The sequence below is a fragment of the Kribbella sp. NPDC054772 genome (genome assembly GCF_053611945.1).
Genome location: NZ_JBSHBJ010000007.1, coordinates 59,632 through 85,377 on the forward strand (window position 1 = coordinate 59,632; position 25,746 = coordinate 85,377).

Below are 25,746 nucleotides of genomic sequence, written 5' to 3' on the forward strand. Positions count from 1 at the left end.
GCGCCCCCCCGCCCCCCGCTTCGTGCTGTCAGCTTCGTGCTGTCAGCGGGGTGGGCGACGCGGGTCGTGGCCGCCGCGGCGTTTGAACAGGCCGCCCTTGTTGCGTTCGACCGTTGGTTCCTCGGCCCACGGGGCCTGGTTCTGCGTGGTGTCCTCGTCCTCGTCGGGCTGACCGCTCCACCAACGGCCGGCGGACTGCTGCTCCGGACCCGAACCCGACGGCCGTTCCTGACGACGCTGGTCCTCACGGGGATGGTCGTGTTGGGGCGGGCTGGGCGGCTGCTGGCCGGATGATTGCCGGCCGGGGGCCCGCCACTCGATCGTCGGCTCGTCGTGGGAGCTCGAGCGTTGGGCGCGGTTGGCGCGCTGCTCGGCGACGCTCGTGGTCAGGATCGTCCGCGTGGTGCTGTCCGCGTGCTCGCCTGCGTGTTCATCCGCGTGCTCGTCCGCGTGCTCGTCCGTGTGATCGTGCTGCGGGTGGGCGTCGGTGCGAGGACCGCCGAGACCGCCCGGGCGCAGCGGCCCTTCGGTGGGGCGGGTTGTCGGGCGCATCCGCAGTACCAGGAAGACCACGATCAGCAGTACGGCGGCCAGGAAGCCGAACCCGAGCCGCGGGATCAGCGGCATCAGGATCCCGCAACCGCCGCCGATCACCCAGGCGAGCTGCAGCACGGTCTCGGAGCGCGCGAATACCGACGTCCGCACGGTTTCGGGCACGTCGCGCTGGATCATCGCGTCCAGCGACAGCTTCCCGAGCGAGCTGCACAAACCGGCGACCAGGCCGAGCGCGATGAGGATCGGCAACCCGTAGAGCACCGCGACCGCGATCGCCACGACCGCGTCTGCCAGCAGTACGACGAGCACCATCGCTTCCGGTTTACGGGCCTTGAGCAACGATCCGAGGATGGTGCCGAGGCTGTTCCCGATCCCGGCCGCGGCGATCACCGCGCCGGCCGCGACGGCACCCTTTACGCCGCTGATCGGCTGGTCCCGCAGCAGGAACGCGAGGTACATCGTGAGGAACCCGGACACGAACCGGAGCCCGAGGTTGCACCGGATCCCGCGCGACACCGCGGCGGTGATCGCGCGCCGACGGGCTTCGCGGCCCGCCGTACCGGTGACTTCCTCGTCGGCCGGAGAGTCGACCGCGCTCGGCAGGCGGATCGCGAGGACGAGGCCGACGATGTACACGAGCGCCGCCCAGCGCAGCGACCACTGCGGACCGATCGCGGCGAAGGCAGCGGCGATCCCGGCGCCGATGGTCGCGCCGGCGACACCGGCGAGTGAGATGCGCGAGTTCGCCGTGACGAGCGTGATCTGCTTGGGCAGCAGCCGCGGTACGGCGGTGGCGCGCGTGACGCCGTACGCCTTGGACGCGACCAGGCAGCCGAGGGCGGCCGGATACAGCCAGGCGGAGCCTTGGCCGGCGATCGAGGACGCGAGGCTCCAGACCAGGAACGCGCGGACGCCGAGCGTCGCGCCGATCGCCCAACGGCGGCCGTGGCGGAACCGATCCAGGATCGGGCCGACCAGCGGCGCCATCAACGCGAACGGCGCCATCGTCAGCACCAGGAAGAGCGCGACGCGGTCGCGGGCCTGGTCGCTCGGCACGGTGAAGAACACCGTCCCGGCGAGTGACACCGCGAACGCCGTGTCACCGGCCGCGTTCACGGCGCCGAGCTCGATCATCCGGGACAGCCCGGACTCGCCGGCGCCTTGCGCACCGGTCAGTCCGCGGATCCGCCGTCCGGTGGCACGGCCGACCTTGCCACTGACTTCGGCCGCCTTCTTGGACGCCGACGCGACGCCCTCGGCCCCGACCTTCGACGCGTGCCCGACCTTCTTACCGGCGCTCCCGACCTTCTTACCGGCGCCGCCGACCCGCCCGCGCGCGTCCCCGAACCGCTCACCGGCCGACTTCCCAGCAGACGTCCCAGCCGACTGTCCAGACGTCCCAGCCGACTGCCCAGACTTCCCGGCTGACGGCTCGGCGCCTCCCGCCCCGGCCCGCCCCGTCGTACCTGCGCCACCTGCGTCACCTGCTCCGGCGGCTCGGCCGGTGTCGCTCCGCGCCGGGCCGTCGGCGGGCTTGCCGCCGGGAGTGGCCTTCGGGTCGCCAGGGTCGGGGGAGTGCATGCAACCATCCTGCCTCCTGCCGGGGACAGCGCGCAGGCACCGCGCGTGCGTCCGGTAGTTGGCGGTTCCGCGACGGCGGTTCGGCGTCGCTGGAACGGCGTGCGAGAATGGGCGATTGTGACTCCCGTCAGAATCCCGGACCAGGTACGTGCGAAGCCTGACGCCGTCTGCGTCGCGGCGGTCGAACCGGCTCGCGAGGCCGCGATCGCCGAGGCCGGCGCGGCGCAGGTCGGGGAGCACCTCGGTCAGTCGGTCGAGGGCGAGCGCCTCGTCACCCACTATTTCGCCTCGACGCACCCCGGGTATCTCGGGTGGCGTTGGGCGGTCACGCTGTCCCGCGCGTCCCGCGCCAAGACCGTCACGGTCAACGAGGTCGTGATGCTGCCCGGCGAGGACGCGATCGTCGCGCCGGTGTGGGTCCCGTGGTCGGAGCGCGTCCAGCCCGGCGACCTGCGCCCCGGCGACCTGTTCCCGACGCACGCCGACGACCCGCGCCTCGAGCCGGGGTTCACCGACACCGCGGACGCTCCCGAAGAGGTCCTGACGGTGGTCGAGGAGCTCGGTCTCGGTCGCGAGCGGGTGCTCTCGCCGGTCGGGCGGGAGGACGCCGCCGAGCGTTGGTACGCCGGGGAGTTCGGGCCGTCGTCCGCGATCGCGCAGGCCGTCCCGTACAAGTGCTTCTCCTGCGGCTACTGGATCCGCCTCGCCGACAGCCTCGGTCAGGCGTTCGGGGTCTGCGCCAACGAGATGGCCCCGGGGGAGGCTCGCGTCGTCGCCTACGACTACGGCTGCGGTGCCCACTCCGACGCCACCATCGAGATCGCCGAGCAGCCGACCCCCGAGCACGCCTTCGACACCACCGGCTACGACAACCTCGAGCTGGCCCAGCCCGAGGACTGACTACTCGGCCAACCGCAGGTCGGGGATCGTCGTCAGGTCGATCCCGTAGCGGGCGTACACCTTGGTGGTGTTCTCCCCGGTGAGCTTGGTCTCGGCGACGCCCAGAAGGTTCGCGACCTCGACGACGTGCGCGCGGGATCGCCCTTCGATCTCCAGGTACGGCGGGATGCGCGGCCAGCGGTCGATCTCGAGCGCAGCGCCGCGCAGTGCGAAGCTGGTACGGCGGTTCTCCTGGTACGACTTCGGTGTGTAGCCGATCAGGCGGAGCAGTTCGTTCGTGGTGGCGAAATCGCTGACGGTCACCTCGGTTTCCGTCGTACCGTCGATGCCGTCGTGGGCGATCTGCTTGACCGTGAGGGTGACCTCGGAGCCGGTGTCGCGCAGGCGGATCCAGCGGGAGTCGTCGCCGGCGGTGATGTCGTAGACGTAGCGCCGCAGCAAGCGGTCGGCGATCTGGCGGCCGCCCAGTGCCAGGATCGTTGCGGCGACAGCATCCGGATCGATGTCCAGGACCTTCGCCTCGTACTCGATCATCGAGCCGGGGGAGTGCGGGATCAGTCCTCGGTCTCCGGGCGGTGGCCGGCCTGGATCGCGGCCCAGCGGCGTTTGCAGTACCAGAGGCCGATCAGGCCGAGGCCGAAGCCGGCGACGGGGACCCAGAGCCACCAGTCGAGGCCGTCGGCCTTGAGCTCGTCGCGGAAGATCAGCAGGACGACGAAAGCGACCACCCAGAGCGCGATACCGGTGATCACGCTGGGGATGCCGGACAGGTCCAGCGGCTTGACCTCGGCGTGCACCAGCTCGCCGCGGGCCAGCTGGCTGGTCGGGTCCGTGCGCTTCTTGGATGCCCCCTGATCCTCCGTCACGTGCCTACCTTAGCTTCCGCCGCGCAACGGTTTGCGGTAAGTGCTCGCAACTGCCCTGGCCGACCTGGCACGATGCGCCTATGAGTTCGCCCCAGGCCGCGACGGCCCGCTCCGGTTCCGGTCCTCTGGACTCCTTCTTCAAGATCAGTGAACGCGGATCGACGCTCGGCCGGGAGGTCCGTGGCGGGCTGGTGACGTTCTTCACGATGGCCTACATCGTCGTGCTGAACCCGCTGATCATCGGCACCGTCAAGGACGGCACCGGTCAGTTCGTCGGCGGCGGCACCGACCCGGCGGCGGCGATCGCGAAGATCGCGGTCGCGACCGCGCTGGTCGCGGGCGTGGTGACGATCCTGATGGGCGTGGTCGCGAACTTCCCGCTCGCCCTGGCCACCGGGCTCGGCCTGAACGCGTTCATCGCGTTCACGGTCGCCACCAAGATGACCTGGGCGGACGCGATGGGCCTGGTGGTGCTGGAGGGCCTGATCATCCTGATCCTGGTGCTCACCGGCTTCCGCAAGGCGGTCTTCGAGGCGGTTCCGCTGCAGCTGAAGGTGGCGATCAGCGTCGGTATCGGCCTGTTCATCACGTTCATCGGCGTCATCGACTCCGGCTTCGTACGGCGTCCCGCGGCGCCGACCGGTCCGCCGGTCGAACTGGGGGTCGGCGGCAACCTGCGCGGCTGGCCGGTGCTGGTGTTCGTGTTCGGCCTGCTGTTGATCGTCACGCTGTACGCCCGGAAGGTGAAGGGCGCGATCCTGATCGGCATCCTGGCCTCGACGGTGCTGGCGATCGTGCTCGAGTCGGTCGCGAAGATCGGCGCCCGGACGCAGGACAACCCGGGCGGCTGGGGCCTGAGTGTGCCGAAGCTGCCGGACTCCTGGTTCACGAAACCGAACCTGGACACGATCGGCGACTTCAACCTGTTCGGCTCGTTCGACAAGATCGGCATGGTCTCGGCGCTGCTGCTGATCTTCTCGCTGATGCTCGCCGACTTCTTCGACACGATGGGCACGATGACCGCGATCGGCGCCGAGGCGGGGCTGAACGACAAGGACGGCATCCCGCCGAACTCGCAGCGCATCCTGATCGTGGACAGCGTCGCGGCGGCCGCCGGTGGCGCCGCGTCGGTGTCGAGCAACACGTCGTACATCGAATCGGCCTCCGGGGTCGGTGAAGGGGCCCGGACCGGTCTGGCGAGTGTGGTGACCGGGATCTGCTTCCTGATCTCGATGGTGGTCGCGCCGCTGGTCACGCTGGTCCCGTACGAGGCGGCGACGCCGGCGCTGATCCTGGTCGGGTTCCTGATGATGACGCAGGTGAAGGGGATCGACTTCGACGACCTCGAGGTCGCGTTCCCGGCGTTCCTGACGATCGTGCTGATGCCGTTCACGTACTCGATCTCGGCGGGGATCGGTGCCGGGTTCGTCGCGTACGTGATCCTCAAGGTGGTCCGCGGCAAGGCCCGCCAGGTGCACCCGCTGATGTGGGTGGTGGCCGGCCTGTTCGTGATCTACTTTGCGATCGGCCCGCTGACCGACTGGCTGACCTGACCACGGTGAATCCGATCGAAGACTTCCCCGGCCAATCCGCACGCACCGGGCTTTTCACGTACGGCCTGCCGAAGGCCTTCACCCTGGGCCGCGAGCACGTGTTGTTCCTCCGGACCACCGGCCCGGAGGACCGCACCAGTTGCTTGTGGCAACTGACCGCCGACGGCACGGAACAGCTCGTCGTCGCCCCCGAGGACCTGGACTCGAACGGGTCGCTGCCGGAAGCCGAGCGGGTACGGCGGGAACGCAGCCGCGAACGTGGCTCGGGCATCGTCGCCTACTCGACCGATCGCTCCGCCCGGCAGATCGTCTTCGCGCTCCAGGGCGTGCTGTATCACCTGGACGGGCCCGACGCACTGCCGCGCGAGATCTGGACGGCCGGCCTGGTCGTCGATCCGCGGATCGATCCGACCGGACGCCGGGTCGCGTACGTGACCGGTCGCGAGCTGCATGTGGTGGACCTTGCCGACGGCAAGGACCTGACTGTGGCGGCGGACCCCGACCCGGAGGTCAGCTGGGGCCTGGCGGAGCATGAGGCGTCCGAGTCGATGGGCCGCACCCGCGGGTACTGGTGGTCGCCCGACGGCACCCGGCTGCTCGCAGCGCGGGTCGACCAGACCCCGGTGCAGCGCTGGTGGATCGCGGACCCGGCGAACCCCGACCGCCTTCCACGCGAGGTCGCATACCCGGTCGCCGGTACGGCGAACGCGATCGTCACCCTGCACGCTCTCGACCTCGACGGCGGCTCGGTCGAGCTGCGCTGGGACCGGAGGGCGTACGAGTACCTGACCGCGGCCGACTGGGACGCGCACGGCCCGCTGTTCGCCGTACAGTCGCGCGACCAGCGTACGCTCTTGGTGCTGGCGGGTGATCCCGAGACCGGCGAGACGCGGGTCCTGCACGAGCAGCAGGACAAGGCCTGGGTCGAGCTGATCGACGGCACCCCGGCGCGGACGGCGTCGGGCAAGCTCGTCCACACCGAGGACGTCGGCGAGACCAGGCGGCTGGTGATCGACGGCGTACCGGTGACTCCGGACGGACTCCAGGTTCGCAGTGTTCTCGAGGTCTCCGGAGAGTCCGTCCTGCTGCAGGCGAACGACGAGCCGACCGAGCGCCACCTCTGGCTGTACGACGGGCACGGGCTCCGGCGACTGAGCGACGGCCAGGGCGTGCACAGCGGGAGCCTCGTCGACGACACGTTGCTCCTCACGTCCCACACCGAGTCCGGCCGTTCGTTCGTCGTACGTCGGGCAGGTCGGCCGGATCGGTCCATCGAGGCCCGCAATGCCACGCCGGTCGTCACACCGCGGATCACCCGGCTGCGCGCCGGCGAGCTCGAACTGCGCACCGCCGTACTGCTCCCGTCGTGGTACCGGTCTGGCGACAAGCCGCTGCCGGTCCTGATGGCGCCGTACGGCGGTCCTGCGGCGCAGCTCGTGATGCGGACGAGCGGAGGTGCGTACGCGACCGCGCAGTGGTTCGCCGAAGCCGGGTTCGCGGTCGTCATCGCGGACGGTCGCGGTACGCCGGGCCGAGGGCCGGTGTGGGAGAAGACCGTCCACCTCGACAACCTGACTGCGCCGCTGGAGGACCAGGTCACCGCATTGCACGCGGCCGCGGAGCAGACCGGTGCGCTGGATCTGAGCCGGGTGGGGATTCGGGGCTGGAGCTACGGCGGGCTGCTCGCGGCTGCCGCCGTACTGTGGCGTCCGGATGTCTTCCATGCCGCCGTCGCCGGTGCCGCTCCGGCGGATCAGCGGCTGTACGACACGCATTGGCGGGAGCGGTTCCTCGGTCATCCGGACGAGAACCCGGAGGTCTACGACCGCCTGTCACTGATGACGTACGCCGCCGACCTGCGCCGCCCGTTGCTCCTCGTCCACGGGCTCGCCGACGACAACGTGTTCGCGGCGCACACGCTCCGGATGTCGGCCGCACTCACAGCGGCAGGCCGTCCTCATCAAGTGCTTCCGCTGTCGAACGTCACCCACATGGCGACCAGCGAGGCAGCCTCGGTCGGCCTGCTCCGCTCCCAACTCGCCTTCCTCTCGAGCCACCTACTCTGACCCGAACGAGCCACCTACTCTGATCCGAAGGCACGCAGGAACGTCTGTACGGCGTTCTGCGTGACCTCGGCCAGTTCTCGGGCCGGGATCTTCCGCGTGCCGAGGCGGGAGCGGGTCTCCAGGGGAGCGGTCAGCAACGCGCCGAACTGCTCGGCCGCGACCGCCGGGTCGGTGATCCGGAGCTTTCCGGCGAGGGCCAGGCGGGCCAGGCGGTCGGCCAGGGCGTCGTTCACCCGGTCTGTCGCGCGGTCGCGGATGACGTCCTGGAGCTCGGGCATGCTCGCGAGCTCGGCGTACAGGAGCCGGCGGAGCGCCCACGATTTCTCGTCGCAGTAGCAGTCGGCGAGCTTCAGGCCGACCTCGGTGAGCGCCTCTGCCGGGTCCCGGTCGGCGCGCAGCACCTCCAGCGCGGTCAGGTTGCGGGCGAGCGAGTCGTCCGCGAGCGCGGCGACCGCGGCCCGGAACAGCGACTGCTTGTCGCCGAAGTGGTTGTAGATCGTGTGTTTCGCGACGCCGGCGGTGGCCGCGACGGTGTCGACGCTCGCCGGTCGGTAGCCGTCCCGGGCGAAGACCGTGAACGCCGCGTCCAGGATCGCCTGGCGCTTGTCGATTCTCCCGCGAGTGGCTGGCACCTGGTCAGGGTAGCTTGCTGAACTATGACGTACAGTAGATTGCACTGGCCAGTGCAAAAAAGGAGAACTGATGATTGTCAACGTGTTGCGGTTCCGGTTCAAGGCCGGCGTCAGCGCCGTGGAGCAGGAGGAGGTACTGACGGTGATGCGCCGGACCGCCGGGGTGGACTCGGTCACGTTCGGTGCCGTCGGCAAGGACTTCGGCAACCCGGAGGACGGCTTCACACATGCGTACCTGTCCGCGGTGCCGGACCTCGACGCGCTCGAGCGCTACATGCACGACCCGGTGCACCTCACCGGCGACGACCAGATCCTCGGCAAGATCGAGAAGATGAGCGCCGTCCGCTTCAGCGACGACGCGGACCCGGAGATCGGCAAGGCCGTGTACGGCGTCGCCTCCCGGAAGATGGAGATGTACCCCGAATGGGCCCGCCGGGTCGACGAGCTGTTCGGCGCGAACGTCTAACGGACCGCGTCGGGCTGTAAGGACGTCTTGCGGAGCTCCAGGTACTCCGTCCGCGCGGTGAACAGGTCGCGGAGCTCCGCACTGACGTTGTCGAGGAACTCGGTGCGGTACGTCGAGTCGGTGAGCAGCGCGATCGAGTAGTAGAGACCGGTGAAGTTCGCGATGCCGACCGAGACCTTGATCAGCGACGCGCTCAGGACGAGCGGGTGGTTCATCAGCGTCAGGTTGTACGACCAGCTGCCCTGCGTGATGCCCCATTGGTCGTAGATGTGCTCGCTGATCGCGAGCAGGCCGAAGGCGACGAAGAACAGGCCGACGCCGGCGCTGACCACGAGCACCTGCATCCACTGCCGGATCATCAGGTTGACGCTGAGGTTCACCCGCTGGATCGGCTGCAGCGCCGGACCGGAACCGGCGTCGCGCTCGATCGCGTCGACCTCTTTGGGTAGGCGGATCAGCAGGAACACCGTGCTCAGCAGGGTGAACGCGACCACGGAGAAGACGATGAAGGCGGTCGGCATCCCGGCGAACACCTGCCACATGTCCGCGGTGATGAACAGCACCAGGGAGAAGACCAGCAGCAACGGCAACGCCCGGATGAAGCTGGCCACGGAGTTGGCCAGCTCGCCGGCCAGTCGGCGCACACCCCAGACGATGGTCGCGATGAATCCGTAGGCGACGACGACGTACACGACGCCGACCAGCAGCAGGTTGCCGAAGGCGACGCCGAAGAACTGCTTGAGCTGACCCTGGGTGACCACCGGCAGCAGGGCGGGAAGCAGCACGAACACCGCGAGCTCCGGGATCCCGAAGCGGGTCGGCAGCGACCAGAACGGCCGGCCCCGGAACCCGTTCAGCAGCCCGAACCCGGCAACCAGTGCGACCAGGCCGCCGACCGCGGCCAGCAGGTTCTGCCACCAGTCCCAGTCCAGGGAGGTGGCGCCGATCATCTCGGCCAGGAACACCAGCGCCAGCAGTGGCGCCGCCCGCGTGAAGATGTCGTGCGTCGGCGAGAAGTCCTCGATGAACAGCGGCAGCCCCGCCCGCCGGAACCGCTGCTCGTACCGCTCCAGCTCGCCGCTCGTGCTCATGACCGCGCACTCTATCGGTCCGGGAATACCACAGAGTGATCGTGGGTTTTTAGTTAGCAAAGGTAATGAGTTAAGGTAAAGACATGCCCGAGGTCGTAGCGCAGCAGGTGAAGAGTGATGTCGGGCTGGCGAGTGCCCTGCGGTCGTCGACGCTGCGCCTGTCCCGGCAGATCCGCCGACAGCGTGAGCCCGGTCACGACCTCACCGCCAACCAGCTCAGCGTGCTCGGCGCGCTGTCGAAGCACGACGCGATGACGATCGGCGAGCTCGCCGCCCACGAGCAGGTGAAGCCGCCGTCGATGACGCGGATCGTGACGAACATGGAGGAGGCGGGCCTGGTCGCCCGCCGGCCGCATCCGACCGACAAGCGGCAGGTCGTCGTCGAGCTGACCGACCGCGCCGACGAGCTGATCCTGGCCAACCGGCGGCGCCGCGACGAGTGGCTGCAGACCAAACTGAAGCAATTGACCCCCGAGGAGCGCGACATCCTGCGCAAGGCAGCACCTGTTCTCGAACGACTGGCGGCTCGATGAGCCCCACCTTCCGTGCTTTCAAAGTCCGTAACTTCCGTCTCTACGCCTCCGGCGCGATCGTCTCGAACGTCGGCACCTGGATGCAGCGTGTCGCCCAGGACTGGCTGGTCCTGGAGCTGACCCACTCCGGCACCGCGCTCGGGATCGTCACCGGTCTCCAGTTCCTCCCGGCCCTCCTGCTCGGCCCGTACGCCGGTCTGGTCGCCGACCGGTTCCCGAAGCGGCAGGTGCTGACCTGCACCCAGATCGCGATGGCCTCCGTCGCGCTGGTCCTTGGTGGCCTCACGATCGCCGGTGTGGTCCAGCCCTGGCACGTGTACCTGCTGGCCCTGCTCTTCGGTGTGGGCACGGCCTTCGACGCCCCGACCCGGCAGGCGTTCGTGGTCGAGATGGTCGGCCGCGACGAGCTGTCGAACGCGGTCGGCCTCAACTCCGCCTCGTTCAACGCCGCACGGCTGCTCGGCCCGGCCCTTGCCGGTCTGCTGATCAACTGGATCGGCACCGGTCCGGTGATCCTGATCAACGCGTTCACCTACTCGGCCGTCATCCTGTCGCTGCGGATGATGCGGGTCGGCGAGCTGCACACGCCGAAACCCGCGGCCCGCGACAAGGGCATGATCCGCGACGGCATGCGCTACCTGTGGCGCCGGCCGGACCTGATGATGGTGCTGGTCGCGGTGTTCTTCGCGGGCACCTTCGGGCTGAACTTCCAGCTGACGTCGGCGCTGATGGCGACCCAGGTCTTCCACAAGGGCGCGGGGGAGTACGGCATCCTCGGCTCGGTGCTCGCGATCGGTTCACTGGCTGGTGCGTTGCTGGCGGCGCGCCGGGTCCGGATCCGCGCCCGGCTGGTGATCGGCGCGGCGCTGGCCTTCGGTGTCTTCGAAGTCGTCAGCGCACTGATGCCGACGTACGTCGGGTTCGCGGTGGTGCTGCCGCTGGTCGGGCTGGCCTCGCTGACGATGCTGACGTCCGCGAACGCGACGATGCAGCTGAGTATCGAGCCGACCATGCGCGGCCGGGTGATGGCCCTCTACATGACGGTCCTGATGGGCGGCACGCCGATCGGGTCGCCGTTCATCGGCTGGGTCGGTCAGGAGTTCGGTGCGCGCTACTCGCTGATCGTCGGCGGTGGGCTGACCGTCCTCGGGACGATCGGATCGGTGCTGTACTTCTCCCGCCGGCGGGGTCTCGCGATCCGGCCGCGGTTGCTGCCGCGCCCGCGCCTCGAAGTACTGCCGCAGACCGAGCTGCTCGGCGAGAAGGCCGTCGTCGAGGGCGCACCTCTTCCGGAACCTGCTTCTCCCTCCAAGGAGAAGCAGGACGCCGGACCTCAGGTTGCTTAAGGCCTGATCCGGGTCAGCAGGCGGGCGGCGAAGAACAGGGCGTCGACGTCGGCGCCGCGGCGGGTGACCATCGCGGCCGGGTCGTGCTTCGGCTTCGGGCGGTCGTACGGCGTGCTCGCCGTACTGATCCGGAGGAAGCCGCGGCCGCGGATCCGGCCCTGCTGCGGGGACCACTCCACGTCGAGGATGTCACCGAGCGGGACCGCCCGCGGGGCGCCGAGGGACTTCTTCTTCCGGCTCGCGGCCCGCGCGTAGGAGAACGTGAGATGTCCGCTCGCCACCGCCAGTGACACGTCCCGGCCCGCGATCCGGTCCGGCGCGACCGGCGGCGCGAGCAGCCAGGCATTGGCCCGGGTCGCCGGTACGTCGCGCCGCGTGAGGGTCCGCCGGATATCGCCGGCGATCGCGCCCGCGACCTCGGGATCGACCCCCGGGAAGTCGTAGAGGTCGACAGCCGGCTGGGTCACCGACTGCAGCGGGTCGGCCCCCTCGCGCAGCACGAACCGGATCCCGGTACCGCTCATCTCGACCGCCTGCAGTGCCTCGACCGGCAGGGTCCGCTCGCCCAGGCGGGGGCGCACCGGGTCGGGCGCCGCCGCGTCGTACCGGAGCCGGAGCGTCCCGACGCCGTCCCAGACGACTGTCCCGTTCGCGCTTCTCAGCTCACCACTTGCCACCCTGCTCATCTTCCCTGGTCCGTGGGTTCACCGCAGATTTTGGCCCGTCACCCCCACAATGGGGTGTGACCCATTACGACCTCGTGATCATCGGGACCGGTTCCGGCAACACGATCGTGAACCGGCGGTTCGCCGATTGGAAGGTGGCGATCGTCGAACGGGGCATCTTCGGCGGCACCTGCCTGAACTTCGGCTGCATCCCGACCAAGATGTTCGTGCACGCCGCCGACGTCGCCGCGACCCCGTCGGAGAGCGCGCGGTACGGCGTCGACGAGCAGCTGCTCGACGTCCGCTGGCCGGACGTCCGGGACCGGATCTTCGGCCGGATCGACCCGATCTCGGCGAGCGGGTCGGAGTACCGGCACCACAATCCGGACAACACCAACGTGCGGATGTACGACGGCACCGGCCGGTTCACCGGCGTGAAGGAGCTGACGGTCGACGGCAAGGACGGCTCGACGAGCGTCTTCAGCGCCGACCGGTTCGTGATCGCGACCGGCAGCCGGCCGATCGTGCCGCCGATCCCGGGGCTGGAGGAGACCGGGTACCACACCTCGAACAGCATCATGCGGCTCGAGGAGCTGCCGCGCCGGGTCGCGATCATCGGCAGCGGGTTCGTCGCCGCCGAGTTCGCGCACGTCTTCGGGGCGTTCGGGGTCGAGGTCACGATCGTCGCCCGCTCGAAGGAGCTGCTCCGCCCGGAGGACGGTGAGATCGCCGCCCGCTACACCGAGATCGCCCAGCAGAAGTACGACGTCCGGCTGAATCACGAGACGGTCCGGGTGAGCCGGCGCGACGACGGCTCGGTGCTGGTGAAGATGCTGAGTCCGGACGGTCTCGACGAGCTGGTCGTCGACGAACTGCTCGTCGCGGTCGGCCGGATGCCGAACTCCGACGTACTGGACCTGGACGCCACCGGGGTTGAGACCGACCGCGAGGGCCGCGTGCTCGTGGACGCGTACCAGCAGACCAGCGTCGACGGCATCTACGCGCTCGGTGACGTGACGAACCCGCACCAACTCAAGCACGTCGCGAACCACGAGGCCCGGGTGGTCAAGCACAACCTGCTGAACCCGGACGACCGGATCGAGGCCGACCACCGGTTCGTCCCGCACGCCGTCTTCAGCTCGCCGCAGATCGCCTCCGTCGGCCTCACCGAGGAGCAGGCGAAGGACCGCGGGATCCCTTATGTCACAGCGGTTCAGCGGTACGCCGACATCGCGTACGGCTGGGCGATGGAGGACACCACCGGCTTCGCGAAGATCCTCGCCGACCCGAAGACGGGGCAGATCATCGGCTGCCACATCATCGGTCCGCATGCGCCGACCGTGATCCAGCCGGTCATCCAGGCGATGAGTTTCGGCCTCGACGCGTACACGATGGCCCGCGGCCAGTACTGGATCCACCCGGCGATGCCCGAGCTGATCGAGAACGCGCTGCTGAAGCTGGATCTAGACCTGAAAGGCTGAGATCACGTCGGCGGCCGCATCGAGTGTGTCGAGGTCCGGGAGGCTGATCATCACCTCGGCGACCCCGGCCTCGGACAGCTCGCGGAACCGCCCGATCTGATCGTCGACGGTGCCCGCGTTCACGGAGGCGGCGTACCGTGCCGGGTTCACGTTCCGCGGCCGCAGTCCCTGCACCAACTGGTCGACCTGCTGCTGGTTCTTGCCGACCAATGTCGCGGACAGATGCGTGAGCTCAACCGCCCTCGAACTCACCTGCCGCAGGTACGCCGCACGCTCGCGGACCGTCGCGGTGTCGCCGAAGACGTTGACGGCGTCCGCGTACCGCCCGGCCAGCCGCAACGTTCGCTGACCGCTTCCGCCGACCAGTAGCGGCAGGTGTTTTTGCAACGGGCGTGGATAACACGTGGTGTCCGGCACCTCGAGCATCGTGCCGTGGAACGGTTTGTTGCCTGGTCCCCATAAGACGGGGAGCAGCTGCAGCGCATCGGCCAGCAGCGCATACCGTTCGCCGACGGTGGGGAACGGCCAGCCGTAGGCCTTGTGCTCGGCTTCGAACCAGGCGAGTCCCACACCGCACACCGCGCGTCCGCCGCTGAGCACGTCGAGCGTCGCCGCGATCTTCCCGAGGTGCGCGACGTTGCGATAGGTGATCCCGGAGACCAGCGTACCGAGCCGAACTCGCGTCGTACACGCGGCGAGGTATCCGAGGGTCGTCCAGCTCTCCAGGAAGTCGTCCCACGCCCGCCCGACCTGCGGAATCTGCCGGAAGTGATCCATCACGTAGATCGCGTCGAAGCCGGCCGCCTCCGCGCGCTCCGCCACCTCACGCACCCACGAGGCCAGCCCTTCGCGGCCGCCGGGGTAGCTGCTCAGCTGCAATCCGAACCGCAGTCCCACCGGGGATTCCGCTTGCCGGGTGTGCGCGGCGGTCGACTCGACGAAGTCCGCCGGAACCACCCGCGCCGCGGTCGGCTGCAGTACGTCGTCGTACCCCTCGGTCGGGAGTTCTTTCTTGACCGACGACCAGGACCGTAGCTGGGACGTCAGCGCGTCGGCCGGGATCCGCTTCGACGTCCGCTCCCGGTTCCGCCGGCGGCACTCCTCGGCCGGGGTGTCGAAAGCGACCACCACGCAGGGCATCCCGGCCTCGCGCGCCAGTCCGAGCCACCGGGTCCGCCGCTCGCGATCCAGTCCCAGGGTGTCGATCACCGTGGTCAGTCGGCGCCCGATGCGCTGTCGCACTACCACTTCCAGCAGTGCGAAGGCGTCGGTGCTCGCCGCGATGTCGTCCTCGCCCGAGCCGACCAGCGCCCGCAACCGATCGCTCGACACGATCAGCTCCGCCGCGAACTGCTCGGCCGCCCAGGTCGACTTCCCCGAGGCCCCGGGCCCAGCCAGGACCACCACGCACGGCGACGGCAGCTTGAGTTCCACAGAAAGCAGTTTCCATCACCGCCAGTGTCCCGTAAGCGAGGCACTAGCATTTCGGGATGCGATTGTTCGTGGCCGTCGTGCCACCTAGCGAGGTAGTGGAGGATCTGAGCGAGTTCGTCGAACCGCGCCGGGAGCATCCGGATGACGACATCCGGTGGGCGTCGGACGAGCACTGGCATCTCACGCTGGCGTTCCTCGGCGAGGTGCCGGACTGGAAGACCGAGGAACTCGAGGAGCGGCTGGAACGGGCCGCGCGAAGGCAGAAACCGTTCGAACTGCAGCTCGCCGGAGCCGGCGCCTTCCCCGGCGTCCCGGACGCCCGGGTGCTGTACGCCGGAGTTCGCGACGAGACCGAGTCACTCAAACACTTGTCGATGACGACTCGGGCCGCGGCGAACCGGGCCGGGGTCACCGTCGAGGGCCGGAAGTTCAACCCGCATCTCACGCTCGCGCGGCTGCGCCGGCAGATGGACGTCACCAAGTGGGTACGGGTTTTCGACACGTACGAGAGTCCTGTGTGGACAGCGCGCAGTCTGCGGCTGATCGAGTCCCGGCTCGGCGAGGGTCCGGGCCACAGTGCGGCGTACCTCACTGTAGGCGAATGGGACTTCTTAGGCTAACCTCAGCAAGGTTAGCCGTACCTAATGCTATGAGAGAGTCCCGCCATGCTCGCGAACTACCTGATCGGACTCCGTGAAGGACTCGAGGCCTCACTGGTCGTCAGTATCCTCGCCACCTTCCTGGTCAAGTCGGGCCATCGCGATCGACTCAAACTGGTCTGGATCGGAGTCGCCACGGCCCTCGCCGTGGCGGCCGCCGCCTGGGGGCTGCTCCAGTTCGTCACCGCGCTGACCGCCAAGTCCTTCACCACCCAGGAAACGGTCGGCGGGGTGATGTCGATCCTCGCCGTCGGCTTCGTCACCTGGATGATCTTCTGGATGCGCAAGGCGTCCCGCAGTATCGCCAAGGAGCTCCGCGAACGGATGGGCCAGGCCCTCGAGGTCGGCTCCCGCGCGGTCGTCATCCTGGCGTTCCTCGCAGTGTTCCGGGAGAGCATCGAGACCGCGTTCATCGTGTACGCGTCCGCTGCCACCGCGACCACCGCCGTACCGTTCATCGGCGTCCTGCTCGGCCTGGCCACCTCGGTGCTGCTCGGGATCGCGATCTACAAGGGCGCGGTGAAGATCAACCTGGCCGTGTTCTTCAAGTGGACCGGCGCGGTGCTGATCGTGGTCGCGGCCGGCATCTTCGCCTACGGCTTCCACGACCTGCAGGAGGCCGGCATCCTGCCCGGCCTGCACACCCTGGCCTTCGACATCTCCCACGTGATCCCGCCGGACAGCTGGTACGGCGTACTGCTCAAGGGCATCTTCAACTTCAACCCGGCCCCGAGTGTTCTCGAGGCGAGCGCGTGGCTCGTGTACCTGGTCCCGGTGATGGTGCTCTACTTCCGCCCGGTGAAGAGCTCCACACCGCCCGCTGTCCCGGTCGGCGAACCCGCCACCGGCCGCGCGGCCTGAAACACCTCTCGTCGTTCCCCGCTCAGGAGAAACATGCCCAGTTCACTGGCCCGCAAGGCCTCCATCCTCGGTGTCGTCCTCGGCCTCGCCGCGCTCACCGCGTGCGCGAAGGACGCGCCCGCGGCCAAGGACGACGGGACCGGCCCGGTGTCGGTGAAGGCGTCCGACTCGGGGTGTGACCTCAGCCGCCGCGACGTGAAGTCCGGCACCAGCACGTTCTCGGTGGCGAACGATGGCAGCAAGGTCACCGAGTTCTACGTGTACGCCGACGGCGACCGCGTGATGGGTGAGGTCGAGAACATCGGCCCGGGCCTGAAGCGGGACCTGATCGTCGAACTGCCGACCGGCAAGTACCAGGCGGTCTGCAAGCCCGGCATGGTCGGCGACGGCATCCGCGGCGATCTGACCGTCACCGGTGACGCGCCGTCGCAGGTGTCCGAGGACGCGCTGCTCAAGCAGGCGGCGGACAGCTACCAGCGGTACGTGAACTCGCAGGCGATCGCGCTCGAGCACAAGACCACCGAGTTCGTCACCGCGGTGAAGGCCGGCGACGTCGCGAAGGCGAAGGCGCTGTTCCCGGTGTCGCGCACGTACTGGGAGCGGATCGAGCCGGTCGCGGAGTCGTTCGGCGACCTCGACCCGAAGATCGACGCCCGCGTGAACGACGTCGAGCCGGGCACCGAGTGGACCGGGTACCACCGGATCGAGCAGGCGCTCTGGGTCTCCAACACCACCAAGGGCATGGAGAAGTACGCCGACCAGCTGCTCACCGACGTGAAGACGGTCGTGGCGAAGGCCAAGGTCGTGAAGCTCACCCCGCTGCAGCTGGCCAACGGTGCGAAGGAACTGCTCGACGAGGTCGCGACCGGAAAGGTCACCGGCGAGGAGGACCGCTACTCGCACACCGACCTGTGGGACTTCCAGGCGAACGTCGAGGGTTCGCAGGCCGCGATCCAGGCGCTCCGCCCGGCCCTGCAGGCGCGGAACGCGGCGCTCGTCACCCAGCTGGACACGAACTTCAAGGCGGTCTTCGCCTCGCTGGACAAGTACCGCGACGGTGACGGCTTCAAGCCCTACACGGCGTCCGAGGCCGAGAAGAAGGCCCTCGGTGCCGTCGTCGACGGGTTGGCCGAGCCGGTCAGCCAGGTCGCCGGAGTGATCGCGAAGAAATGACCGACAACACGACGCCTTCCGCTCCGGCTGAGACGGCGCCGACCCGTCGCGGGCTGTCCCGGCGTGGTCTGTTCGGGGCAGCCGGAGCCGCGGTCGCCACCGGGGTCGCGGGGTACGCCGCGCACTCCGCGCTGGCCGGTGAGGAATCGCAGGCCGCCGACACCAACGGCCCGGTCGAGTTCCACGGTCCGCGCCAGGCCGGGATCATCACGCCGGTCCAGGACCGGCTGCACTTCGCCGCGTTCGACGTGACCACGACCAAGCGGGACGAACTGATCTCGCTGCTGAAGGAGTGGACGGCCGCCGCCGCGCTCCTCACAGCCGGTCGCGACATCGGCCAGTACGGCGCGGTGAACGGGCCGGGCGAGGCGCCGCCGGAAGACACCGGCGAGGCGGTCGGGCTGCCGCCGGCGCGACTCACGATCACGGTCGGGTTCGGTCCGTCGCTGTTCGACAAGCGGTTCGGGCTGGCTTCGCAACGGCCCAAGGCGTTGGTGGATCTACCGCATTTCATCGGCGACGACCTGGAGCCGGCGCGCTCCGGCGGGGACATCGCCGTACAGGCGTGTTCCGATGACCCGCAGGTCGCCGTGCACGCGATCCGGAACCTGGCGCGGATCGGGTTCGGGCGGGTCGCCGTACGGTACTCGCAGCTCGGCTTCGGGCGGACGTCGTCCACGTCGAAGGCGCAGGCCACGCCGCGGAACCTGTTCGGGTTCAAAGACGGCACGAACAACATGAAGCTCGAAGAGGCCGACAAGCTCGAGCAGCAGCTGTGGGTGCAACCCGAGGACGGCCCGGACTGGATGGTCGGCGGCGCGTACCTGGTGTCGCGGCGGATCCGGATGAACATCGAGATCTGGGACCGTACGTCGCTCAGCGAGCAGGAGAACATCATCGGGCGCGGCAAGGGTACGGGCGCTCCGTTGGGCAAGGCCGACGAGTTCGACGCGATCGACTTCAACGCCAAGAACGCCGACGGCCAGGCGAAGGTCCCCACCGACTCGCACGTCCGGCTGGCGCACCCGCAGTTCAACAAGGGCGCCGAACTGCTCCGCCGCGGCTACAACTTCGTCGACGGCTCCGACGGCCTAGGGCGGCTCGACGCCGGCCTGTTCTTCCTCGCCTACCAGCGCGACCCCCGCAAACAGTTCATCCCGATCCAGAACCAACTCGCCAAGAACGACACCATGAACGAGTACATCCACCACGTAGGCTCCGGCATCTTCGCCTGCCCCCCAGGCGTAACCCCCGGCTCCTACTGGGGCGAAAAACTCCTCACCTGAACCACTCGGTTCTTGAACCTACGGCTGACTGATCGGCATCTCGACAGGAGATGTCGGTGGGCTGGTAGTGCACCTGAGCGTGATCGGCGCGGCGTGTACACCGTCTCACTGGTGCACTACCTGTCGAGCTGCCGCGATCACGACCTGAACTGCGTCAGGGGCGGACGGCGAGGAAGTTCAGGACGGTGCAGGTGAAGACGACTGTGTTGTGCTGGTTGAGGAGTTCGGTTCGGGTTTTCACGAGACCACGATCCGGTTTCGACTTGCTGCGGCGTGCTTCCAGGACTTCGGTGCGTAGGCGGAGGGTGTCGCCGGGGCGGACCGGGGCTGGCCAGCGGAGTTCGTCGACGCCGGGGCCGCCGAGGCTTGCTACCTTCGACAAGTACTGGTCGGCGTACAGGCGCATCATCAGGCCTGCGGTGTGCCAGCCGCTGGCGATCAGGCCGTTGAAGGGGCCGTCGGCCGCGGCCTCAGGATCGACGTGGAAGTACTGCGGATCGAACTGCTCCGCGAACTCGATGACGGCGGTCTGGTCGACGGTGAGTGTGGCCGGGTGTTCGGTGCGAACACCCGGCACGTAGTCCTCGAAGTACATGCGTCCTATTTGACCGCGCCGGCAGTTACACCGGCGACGAAGTGTCGTTGCGCGAGCAGGAAGCCGATCACGACCGGGACGCTGACGACCAGCGCGGCCGCCATGATCTGGTTCCAGTAGATGTTGGTCTGCGTGGAGTACTGCCGCAGACCCACCGAGAGCGTCCGGTTCGCCTCGGTCGTCATCACCGACGCGAACAGCACCTCACCCCAGGCCGTCATGAACGAGTAGATCGCGACCGCGATCACACCGGGCCGCGCGGCCGGCAGTACGACCCGCCACAGCGCTCCCATCGGACCGCAACCGTCCACCAGCGCGGCCTCGTCGAGCTCGCGCGGGATGCTGTCGAAGTACCCGGCCAGCATCCAGATCGAGAACGGCAGGCTGAACGTCAGGTACGTGATGATCAACCCGAGACGCGTCCCGACCAGCTGCACCCCGAACGAGTTGTTGATGTTCACGAAGATCAGGAACAACGGCAGCAGGAACAGCACACCCGGGAACATCTGCGTCGACAGTACGGTCGTGGTGAACACGGTGCGGCCGCGGAACATGAACCGCGACACCGCGAACGCCGCCAGGATCGCGATCGCCACCGAGAACACCGTCGCCGCCACCGAGACGATCGTCGAGTTCACGAAGTACCGGGCCAGTGGCACCGTCTTCCACATGTCGATGAACGGGTCGATGGTCAGGTTCGACGGCCACCAGGTGAACGCGCCCTGCACGTCCTTCAGCGGTTTGAGCGACGAGGTCGCCATCACGTACAGCGGCACGAGCACGAACAACCCGAGCACGACCAGCACGACACCGCGGTAGATCTTGAAGCCTCTGGTCTCACGCACGACGCGACCTCCTTCCGGTGACGAGCAGATAGGCGCCGGTGACGATCATCAGGAAGATCAGCAGCAGTACGGACATCGCCGCACCGGTGCCGAAGTTCCAGGTCAGGAACGACGCGTTGTAGATGTGGAACGTGATCAGGTCACCGGCCGGCGGCTGCGCCGTACCGAACAGCACGTACGGCGTGTTGAAGTCGCTGAACGTCCACAGGAACAGCACGAGTACGAGCACCAGGTTGACCGGGCGCAGCGAGGGGAGCGTGATGTTGCGCCACTGCCGGATGTTGCCGGCACCGTCCACTGAGGCGGCCTCGTAGAGGTCCCGCGGGATGCTCTGCATGCCGGCCATCAGCGTCAGGAACGCGAACGTCCACAGCTTCCAGCCGGCCACCATGATCAACGAGATCAGGGCGTTGCCCCCGATCAGCCAGAACGTCTTGCCGTCGCCCAGGTGCAGTTGGTGCAGCGTGTGGTTCACCGCGCCGGTGTCGCGCTGGAGCATGAAGTTCCAGGTCAGGATCCCGGCGTACGCCGGTAGCGCGTAGGGGACCAGGAACAGGGTGCGGATCACGCCGCGCCCGCGGAACTCCGGCTGCAGCGCGACCGCGGCCGCCATCCCGAGCACCCAGGAGAACGCGACCGTGACGAGCGAGAACACGATGGTGACACCGAAGGACTTCAGCAGTCCTTCGCCGACCGCGTTGTTGAAGTCGAGAGCGACCTTGTAGTTGGCGAACCCGGCGCTGGGTGCGGCCGACCAGTTCGCGATGAAGAACTTGGTCAGTTTCACGAAGCTCATCCAGATCCCGACCAGCATCGGGATGATGTGGATGATCAGTTCCATCAGTACCGCTGGAGCCAGCAGCGCGTACGGCAGCCACCGGTGCAGACCTGGCCGGCGTTCCGGGCCGCGTTTCGTCTTTTGCTTCGCGGGCTGCGTGGCGGCCGGCGTCGCTTGCTCTGTGGCGACGGACATCCTCCGGGTCGCCTCCTGTCTGTCGGGTGCGGGTGGGCTGACGCGGTCGGTGGCCCGGACACGATCCGCGTCCGGGCCACCGGGCCGTCGTCAGCTACTCGCCGCTACCTGATCCTCGGCGGTCTTCAGCGCTGCCTTCACGTCGTCGGCGGTCACCGTCCCGCCGGTCGCGATCTTGGCGAACATCGAGTTCATCGCCTTGCCGACGGTGCTCTCGAACTGGTCCTCGGCCGGCACCAGCGGCAGCGGCTTGGACTTGGTGTTGTAGACGTCGGAGAACGTCGCCGCCTCGGCCGCGTCGGTGGTGAACACCGGCTTCGCGTCCTTCAGTACCGGCAGCGAGGAGAACGGCTTGCCCAGCGTGGTCTGGGTCTGCGCGTCGGTCATGTACTTGACGAACTTGAGCGCCGCGTCCTTGTGCTTGGTGTTCTTGAACACCGACAGGTTGATGCCCGCGACGTGGCTGGCCACCTGCTCGCCACCGGACGGCGACGGGAACGGTACGACGCCGTACTCGCCGGCCTTCATGCCGTTGGCAACGATCGAGGAGTCGGCGTTGTTCTGGTTGATGACCATCGCGACCTTCTTGGTGGCGAAGTCGTTCACCGACTTGGTGCCGTTGTCGTACTGCGCGTTCGACGGGTTCGCGACCTTGTCCTTCTGCATCAGGTCGAGGTACCGCAGGACGCCCTGCACGTTGCCGTCACCGGTGAAGGTCGGCTTGCCGTCGCCGTTGAACCAGTCGGCCTTGTTCTGCGCGGCGTTGATGAACGCGAAGTGCACGTTCTCGGTGTAGCTGCCGGCCGCCAGCGCCATACCCCACTGGTTCTTCGCGGGGATGGTCAGCTTCTTGGCGTCGGTCACCATCTCTTCCCAGGTCTTCGGCGGCTGCAGGCCGGCGGCCGCGAACATCGCCTTGTTGTAGTACAGGCCGTACGCCAGACCGTAGAGCGGGACCGACGTCGGGTCGGTGCCTTCCTTGCCGCCGGTCGCCAGAGCCGTCGGCACGAACTTGTCCTTCCCGCCGATCGCCGACATCGCGTCGCCGTCGAAGGGCAGGAACGCGTCGGTGGCCTGCAGTGAGGCCGCCCAGGTGTTGCCGATGTTGACGACGTCCGGCGCCTGGCCGGAGGTGATCGCGGTCTGGATCCGGGTCTGCAGATCGTTCCAGCCGATCACCTCGAGGTTCACCTTGATCCCGGTGTCCTGGGTGAACTTCTGCAGGACCGGGGTCAGCACCTCCTTGTCGTTGTCCAGGCTGGTGCCCTGGTTGCTGGCCCAGTAGGTCAGCGTCTGGTCACCGGAGCTGCCGCCCGAGGAGTCATTCTTGTCGCCGCCACCACAGGCGGCGAGGCTGATTCCCATGGCGGTCGCCGCAACCGCGGCTACAAGCGAACGTAGTCTCACGTCGGACTCCCTCGTCCCGTCGAGCCCCCGCGCGGACGGCGGGGGCGGATCGGCCCCATCCTGACCTAACCGGTTAAGTTTCGAAACCCTAACCGGTTCAGTTCTCGGGTCTTCGTTACGACCTCGTGACTCATTCAAACTTCACCAGGACGCCGGCAAACGCAATCCAACACTCTCCGAAACCACCCGATTTCAAAGAGTCTTAACCTGACGCCCGATCCAGTGCCGTTTGTGGGGCCGGCCCCTCAACCGCGCTGGGGGCCGGCGGCGGGTTGGTGGCCGTTCGGTGGCGGGTTGGTGGGGGCCGTCAGGTGGGGGCTGGGCCGGAGGAGTCGCGGCGGCGGAGTTCGCCGGCGGGGGCTTGTTCGTGGAGGTCCGGGTCGCCGGTGACGATGCGGAGGAGCAGGTCGGCGGCGGCGCGGCCGCGTTCCATCGTCTTCTGGTCGACCGCGGTGATGCCGGGCCGGGCGAGTTCGCACAGCGGCGAGTCGTCCCACGCGAGCACCGAGACCTGGCCGGGGACCGCCGTACCGAGGTCCATCGCGACGCGGAGTGCGGCGACTGCCATCAGGTCGTTGCCGAGCACGATCGCGGTCGGCGGGTTCGGCCCGGTGAGCAACTGGCGGGTGAGTTCGGCGCCGTCGTCGTACCGGTAGCTGCCCTCGATGTGCCGGACCGTGATCCCGCGCCGGGCCGCCTGGTCGCGCAGCGTCTGCACCCGCAGGCGTTCGTGAATGAAGGTGAACGGCCCGCTGATGTGCGCGACGTTCGTGTGCCCGAGCTCGACAAGGTGCTCGAGCAGGAGCGCGACGGTCTCCTCGGATGAGCTGATCAGCCGCCCGACCGAGTCGTCCGGCGCGTTCGAGCTGACCACCACGCACGGCATCCCGAGCTCTTTGATGACCGGGATCCGCGGATCGTCGTCGTGCTCATCGAACAGGATGAACCCGTCGACGCGCCCCTGCCGCGACCAACGCCGCAGTACGTCGAGATCCTCGCCGTGCTCGCCCGTCAGCCGCAGGAGCAGCGAGGAATCGACCTCGTTCAGGTACTGCTCGATGCCGACCAGCGTGCGCATGTAGAACGCTTCGGTCGAGATCAGCGTGGGGTCGCGGGCGATCACGATGCCGATCGTCCGGGTCCGGCTGGCCGACAGGGCGACGGCGGCGGAGTTCGGGTGGAAGCCGAGCTCCTCGGCCAGCGCGAGGACGCGTTGCCGGGTCTCTTCGCTGACCCCGGCGCGGCCGTTCAGCGCGTACGAGACCGACGCCTTCGAGATGTGCAGCCGGCGTGCGAGGTCGCTGATCGTGACCCGATGGCTGCGGCGCGTACTGCCTGCCGGACCGTCGGCGTCACCGTCGGTCACGGATCCGCTGGTCGTCATCGCCCGGCACCTCGCACAGACGGAAAAGTGTTCATGTCGGTCCCCGCACAGACGGGAGATTAGCAGCGGCTTTTCGGGGCTGGCGGTGCCGCCAGGTTTTGGATAGCGTTTTCCCATGTCTTCGACCGAGCCGCTGCGACTGGATTTCCTGCCCTGGGAGTACGCCCGGAAGGGCTCCGACGCCGAGCGCGAACGGCAGGCCGAGCGGCAGTCCCGGCTCGGCGGGTCGGTCGAGCTCGGCACCGATGTGTACGTCGCCGAGTCCGCCGCCGTGTACTGCGACGTACTGCGGCTCGGCGAGCGCTCGTACATCGCCGCGCACGCCTACGTCACCGGCGAGATCACGCTCGGGTCCGACTCGACGATCAACCCGTTCGCCACCGTCCGGGGCCAGATCACGATCGGCGACGGCGTCCGGATCGGCGCGCACACGTCGATCCTGGCGTTCAACCACGGCACGTCGCCGGACAAGCCGATCTTCCGGCAGCCGATCACCGCGCGCGGTGTCACGATCGGCGACGACGTCTGGATCGGCTCCAACGTGACGATCCTCGACGGTGTCACCATCGGCCCGCACACGATCATCGGCGCCGGCGCGGTCGTCACGAAGAACATCCCCGCCAACTCCGTCGCGGCCGGGAACCCGGCCCGCGTCCTCCGCTCGCGGACAGGAGCTTCCATGTCAGGTGACCTTCGGACCAAACTGCAGGAGTTCGCCGCGAAGGCGCGCGCCCAGGTCGACGACGTAGTGGCGCGTTGCTGGGACGGTGAGCGTTTCGTCGACCGCCCCGGTCTCGACGCCGCGCCCGAGATCCGTCCGTGGTGCGACGCGATCGAGATCGCGGATCTGCTGGTACGCCGGACTCCGGCCGGCCACACGCGCGACGACCTGGTACGCCGACTGCGCGCGCGTCAGGATCCCGCGACCGGACTGGTATCACCGGGAGACCTCTCCGACGACGGTCTCGGCAAGCCGTCGGACGCCGAACTCGCTGTCCTGGAAGGGCCCGCGAGCTATCACGTCCTCTGTATCGGGTACGCGCTCCAGGTTCTCGGGAGCAGTTTCGAGCACCCGATCACCACCGAGTTCACCCTCGACCAGCTCGACAACCTGCCGTGGGAGCGGCGCGCCTGGTCGTCGGGTTCCGGCATCGACGCGCTCGGCACCGCACTGGCGCGGAATCTCCATGACCACAAGGAATCCGGCCCGCTCGAACCGCTGATGGGCTGGCTCCTCACGCACGTCGATCCGAAGACCGGCATGTGGGGCGAGCCGCATCCCGACGACGGCTGGCTGCAGGTCGTGAACGGGTTCTACCGGCTGACCCGGGGGACCTACGCGCAGTTCGGTCTGCCGCTGCCGTACCCCGAACAGGCCGTCGCGACGGTGCTTG

At 68.4% G+C, this 25,746-nt stretch carries 23 protein-coding genes and 2 pseudogenes; 13 read left to right on the forward strand and 12 right to left on the reverse strand.

Going from position 1 to position 25,746, the window contains the following annotated elements:
* Positions 1-42 precede the first annotated feature (42 nt).
* Entirely contained in the window at positions 43-2,136 is a 2,094-nt protein-coding gene (locus ACWGID_RS14055; RefSeq protein ID WP_452196853.1) for an MFS transporter, read from the reverse strand.
* Between the two features lie 117 nt (positions 2,137-2,253).
* Here ACWGID_RS14055 and ACWGID_RS14060 point away from each other — a divergent pair, with 117 nt between their 5' ends.
* A complete protein-coding gene (locus ACWGID_RS14060) occupies positions 2,254-3,036 on the forward strand; it encodes a DUF3027 domain-containing protein (RefSeq protein WP_452196854.1) in 783 nt (260 codons plus the stop codon).
* Here the strand turns inward: ACWGID_RS14060 and ACWGID_RS14065 are convergent, their stop codons facing one another.
* Both ACWGID_RS14065 and ACWGID_RS14070 read right to left on the reverse strand, forming a co-directional pair.
* Positions 3,037-3,570: a class IV adenylate cyclase gene (locus ACWGID_RS14065; RefSeq protein WP_452196855.1), complete on the reverse strand. Its 534-nt coding sequence runs from the start codon at positions 3,568-3,570 to the stop codon at positions 3,037-3,039.
* Between the two features lie 20 nt (positions 3,571-3,590).
* Complete coding sequence (locus ACWGID_RS14070) at positions 3,591-3,902, reverse strand: DUF2530 domain-containing protein (RefSeq protein WP_452196856.1); 312 nt, start codon at positions 3,900-3,902, stop codon at positions 3,591-3,593.
* An 80-nt stretch (positions 3,903-3,982) separates the two neighbouring features.
* On the opposite strand from ACWGID_RS14070, the gene ACWGID_RS14075 reads away from it, so the two are divergent.
* Entirely contained in the window at positions 3,983-5,455 is a 1,473-nt protein-coding gene (locus ACWGID_RS14075; RefSeq protein ID WP_452196857.1) for an NCS2 family permease, read from the forward strand.
* A 5-nt stretch (positions 5,456-5,460) separates the two neighbouring features.
* Positions 5,461-7,521: a prolyl oligopeptidase family serine peptidase gene (locus ACWGID_RS14080; protein WP_452196858.1), complete on the forward strand. Its 2,061-nt coding sequence runs from the start codon at positions 5,461-5,463 to the stop codon at positions 7,519-7,521.
* Positions 7,522-7,535: 14 nt separating this feature from the next.
* On the opposite strand, the gene ACWGID_RS14085 is transcribed toward ACWGID_RS14080, so the two are convergent.
* A complete protein-coding gene (locus ACWGID_RS14085; RefSeq protein ID WP_452196859.1) occupies positions 7,536-8,153 on the reverse strand; it encodes a TetR/AcrR family transcriptional regulator C-terminal domain-containing protein in 618 nt (205 codons plus the stop codon).
* Positions 8,154-8,223: 70 nt separating this feature from the next.
* Here ACWGID_RS14085 and ACWGID_RS14090 point away from each other — a divergent pair, with 70 nt between their 5' ends.
* Complete coding sequence (locus ACWGID_RS14090; protein ID WP_452196860.1) at positions 8,224-8,619, forward strand: Dabb family protein; 396 nt, start codon at positions 8,224-8,226, stop codon at positions 8,617-8,619.
* Here ACWGID_RS14090 and ACWGID_RS14095 read toward each other — a convergent pair.
* The gene (locus ACWGID_RS14095; RefSeq protein WP_452196861.1) at positions 8,616-9,710 is read right to left on the reverse strand and encodes a hypothetical protein; all 1,095 of its coding nucleotides are present in this window, start codon (positions 9,708-9,710) and stop codon (positions 8,616-8,618) included. The two genes, ACWGID_RS14090 and ACWGID_RS14095, sit on opposite strands and share 4 nt — an antisense overlap.
* 83 nt (positions 9,711-9,793) lie before the next feature.
* On the opposite strand from ACWGID_RS14095, the gene ACWGID_RS14100 reads away from it, so the two are divergent.
* Positions 9,794-10,243 (forward strand): MarR family winged helix-turn-helix transcriptional regulator, encoded by a 450-nt coding sequence (locus tag ACWGID_RS14100; RefSeq protein ID WP_452196862.1) that lies wholly within the window; start codon positions 9,794-9,796, stop codon positions 10,241-10,243.
* On the forward strand, positions 10,240-11,589 hold the full coding sequence (locus ACWGID_RS14105) for an MFS transporter (protein WP_452196863.1): 1,350 nt from the start codon (positions 10,240-10,242) through the stop codon (positions 11,587-11,589). Before ACWGID_RS14100 ends, ACWGID_RS14105 begins: the two co-directional genes overlap by 4 nt.
* Here ACWGID_RS14105 and ACWGID_RS14110 read toward each other — a convergent pair.
* Entirely contained in the window at positions 11,586-12,275 is a 690-nt protein-coding gene (locus tag ACWGID_RS14110; RefSeq protein ID WP_452196864.1) for a DUF4429 domain-containing protein, read from the reverse strand. The two genes, ACWGID_RS14105 and ACWGID_RS14110, sit on opposite strands and share 4 nt — an antisense overlap.
* A gap of 56 nt (positions 12,276-12,331) precedes the next feature.
* On the opposite strand from ACWGID_RS14110, the gene ACWGID_RS14115 reads away from it, so the two are divergent.
* Complete coding sequence (locus tag ACWGID_RS14115) at positions 12,332-13,735, forward strand: mycothione reductase (RefSeq protein ID WP_452196865.1); 1,404 nt, start codon at positions 12,332-12,334, stop codon at positions 13,733-13,735.
* Here ACWGID_RS14115 and ACWGID_RS14120 read toward each other — a convergent pair.
* Positions 13,718-15,169: an LLM class flavin-dependent oxidoreductase gene (locus tag ACWGID_RS14120; RefSeq protein WP_452196866.1), complete on the reverse strand. Its 1,452-nt coding sequence runs from the start codon at positions 15,167-15,169 to the stop codon at positions 13,718-13,720. The genes ACWGID_RS14115 and ACWGID_RS14120 overlap by 18 nt on opposite strands.
* A gap of 56 nt (positions 15,170-15,225) precedes the next feature.
* On the opposite strand from ACWGID_RS14120, the gene thpR reads away from it, so the two are divergent.
* Genes thpR through efeB form a run of 4 tightly spaced genes read left to right on the forward strand, consistent with a single transcriptional unit; the run spans position 15,226 to position 19,148 of the window.
* Entirely contained in the window at positions 15,226-15,789 is a 564-nt protein-coding gene (gene thpR / locus ACWGID_RS14125) for an RNA 2',3'-cyclic phosphodiesterase (RefSeq protein ID WP_452196867.1), read from the forward strand.
* A 45-nt stretch (positions 15,790-15,834) separates the two neighbouring features.
* Positions 15,835-16,689 carry an iron uptake transporter permease EfeU gene (efeU, locus tag ACWGID_RS14130; protein WP_452196868.1) on the forward strand — a complete coding sequence of 285 codons (855 nt, stop codon included), beginning with the start codon at positions 15,835-15,837 and terminating at the stop codon, positions 16,687-16,689.
* Between the two features lie 33 nt (positions 16,690-16,722).
* Complete coding sequence (gene efeO, locus ACWGID_RS14135) at positions 16,723-17,862, forward strand: iron uptake system protein EfeO (protein ID WP_452196869.1); 1,140 nt, start codon at positions 16,723-16,725, stop codon at positions 17,860-17,862.
* Positions 17,859-19,148 carry an iron uptake transporter deferrochelatase/peroxidase subunit gene (gene efeB / locus ACWGID_RS14140; protein WP_452196870.1) on the forward strand — a complete coding sequence of 430 codons (1,290 nt, stop codon included), beginning with the start codon at positions 17,859-17,861 and terminating at the stop codon, positions 19,146-19,148. The genes efeO and efeB overlap by 4 nt, the downstream gene beginning before the upstream one ends.
* Positions 19,149-19,302: 154 nt before the next feature.
* Here efeB and ACWGID_RS14145 read toward each other — a convergent pair whose 3' ends face one another.
* The 5 genes from ACWGID_RS14145 to ACWGID_RS14165 all read right to left on the reverse strand — a co-directional run bounded on the left by ACWGID_RS14145 (position 19,303) and on the right by ACWGID_RS14165 (position 24,352).
* Positions 19,303-19,743, reverse strand: coding sequence for a MaoC family dehydratase (locus ACWGID_RS14145; RefSeq protein ID WP_452196871.1), 441 nt, complete (start codon positions 19,741-19,743; stop codon positions 19,303-19,305).
* A gap of 5 nt (positions 19,744-19,748) precedes the next feature.
* The gene (locus tag ACWGID_RS14150; RefSeq protein WP_452196872.1) at positions 19,749-20,588 is read right to left on the reverse strand and encodes a carbohydrate ABC transporter permease; all 840 of its coding nucleotides are present in this window, start codon (positions 20,586-20,588) and stop codon (positions 19,749-19,751) included.
* Complete coding sequence (locus ACWGID_RS14155) at positions 20,581-21,561, reverse strand: carbohydrate ABC transporter permease (protein ID WP_452196873.1); 981 nt, start codon at positions 21,559-21,561, stop codon at positions 20,581-20,583. The genes ACWGID_RS14150 and ACWGID_RS14155 overlap by 8 nt, the downstream gene beginning before the upstream one ends.
* Positions 21,562-21,651: 90 nt before the next feature.
* Complete coding sequence (locus tag ACWGID_RS14160) at positions 21,652-22,968, reverse strand: ABC transporter substrate-binding protein (protein WP_452196874.1); 1,317 nt, start codon at positions 22,966-22,968, stop codon at positions 21,652-21,654.
* A 307-nt stretch (positions 22,969-23,275) separates the two neighbouring features.
* Positions 23,276-24,352: a LacI family DNA-binding transcriptional regulator gene (locus ACWGID_RS14165; protein WP_452196875.1), complete on the reverse strand. Its 1,077-nt coding sequence runs from the start codon at positions 24,350-24,352 to the stop codon at positions 23,276-23,278.
* Positions 24,353-24,467: 115 nt separating this feature from the next.
* Here ACWGID_RS14165 and ACWGID_RS14170 point away from each other — a divergent pair.
* Both ACWGID_RS14170 and ACWGID_RS14175 read left to right on the forward strand, forming a co-directional pair.
* Positions 24,468-24,779, forward strand: a pseudogene (locus ACWGID_RS14170) (acyltransferase); the annotation flags it as partial.
* A gap of 84 nt (positions 24,780-24,863) precedes the next feature.
* A pseudogene (locus ACWGID_RS14175) lies at positions 24,864-24,966 on the forward strand (DapH/DapD/GlmU-related protein); the annotation flags it as partial.
* Between the last annotated feature and the right edge of the window lie 780 nt (positions 24,967-25,746).

Bases quoted from the DNA above. Each gene is read 5' to 3' on its own strand.
- ACWGID_RS14110 (WP_452196864.1), bottom strand. From the start codon at position 12,275: ATGAGCAGGGTGGCAAGTGGTGAGCTGAGAAGCGCGAACGGGACAGTC.
- efeB (WP_452196870.1), top strand. From the start codon at position 17,859: ATGACCGACAACACGACGCCTTCCGCTCCGGCTGAGACGGCGCCGACC.
- thpR (WP_452196867.1), top strand. From the start codon at position 15,226: ATGCGATTGTTCGTGGCCGTCGTGCCACCTAGCGAGGTAGTGGAGGAT.
- ACWGID_RS14065 (WP_452196855.1), bottom strand. From the start codon at position 3,570: ATGATCGAGTACGAGGCGAAGGTCCTGGACATCGATCCGGATGCTGTC.
- ACWGID_RS14165 (WP_452196875.1), bottom strand. From the start codon at position 24,352: ATGACGACCAGCGGATCCGTGACCGACGGTGACGCCGACGGTCCGGCA.
- ACWGID_RS14055 (WP_452196853.1), bottom strand. From the start codon at position 2,136: ATGCACTCCCCCGACCCTGGCGACCCGAAGGCCACTCCCGGCGGCAAG.
- ACWGID_RS14145 (WP_452196871.1), bottom strand. From the start codon at position 19,743: ATGTACTTCGAGGACTACGTGCCGGGTGTTCGCACCGAACACCCGGCC.
- efeO (WP_452196869.1), top strand. From the start codon at position 16,723: ATGCCCAGTTCACTGGCCCGCAAGGCCTCCATCCTCGGTGTCGTCCTC.
- ACWGID_RS14075 (WP_452196857.1), top strand. From the start codon at position 3,983: ATGAGTTCGCCCCAGGCCGCGACGGCCCGCTCCGGTTCCGGTCCTCTG.
- ACWGID_RS14100 (WP_452196862.1), top strand. From the start codon at position 9,794: ATGCCCGAGGTCGTAGCGCAGCAGGTGAAGAGTGATGTCGGGCTGGCG.
- efeU (WP_452196868.1), top strand. From the start codon at position 15,835: ATGCTCGCGAACTACCTGATCGGACTCCGTGAAGGACTCGAGGCCTCA.
- ACWGID_RS14095 (WP_452196861.1), bottom strand. From the start codon at position 9,710: ATGAGCACGAGCGGCGAGCTGGAGCGGTACGAGCAGCGGTTCCGGCGG.
- ACWGID_RS14090 (WP_452196860.1), top strand. From the start codon at position 8,224: ATGATTGTCAACGTGTTGCGGTTCCGGTTCAAGGCCGGCGTCAGCGCC.
- ACWGID_RS14105 (WP_452196863.1), top strand. From the start codon at position 10,240: ATGAGCCCCACCTTCCGTGCTTTCAAAGTCCGTAACTTCCGTCTCTAC.
- ACWGID_RS14155 (WP_452196873.1), bottom strand. From the start codon at position 21,561: ATGTCCGTCGCCACAGAGCAAGCGACGCCGGCCGCCACGCAGCCCGCG.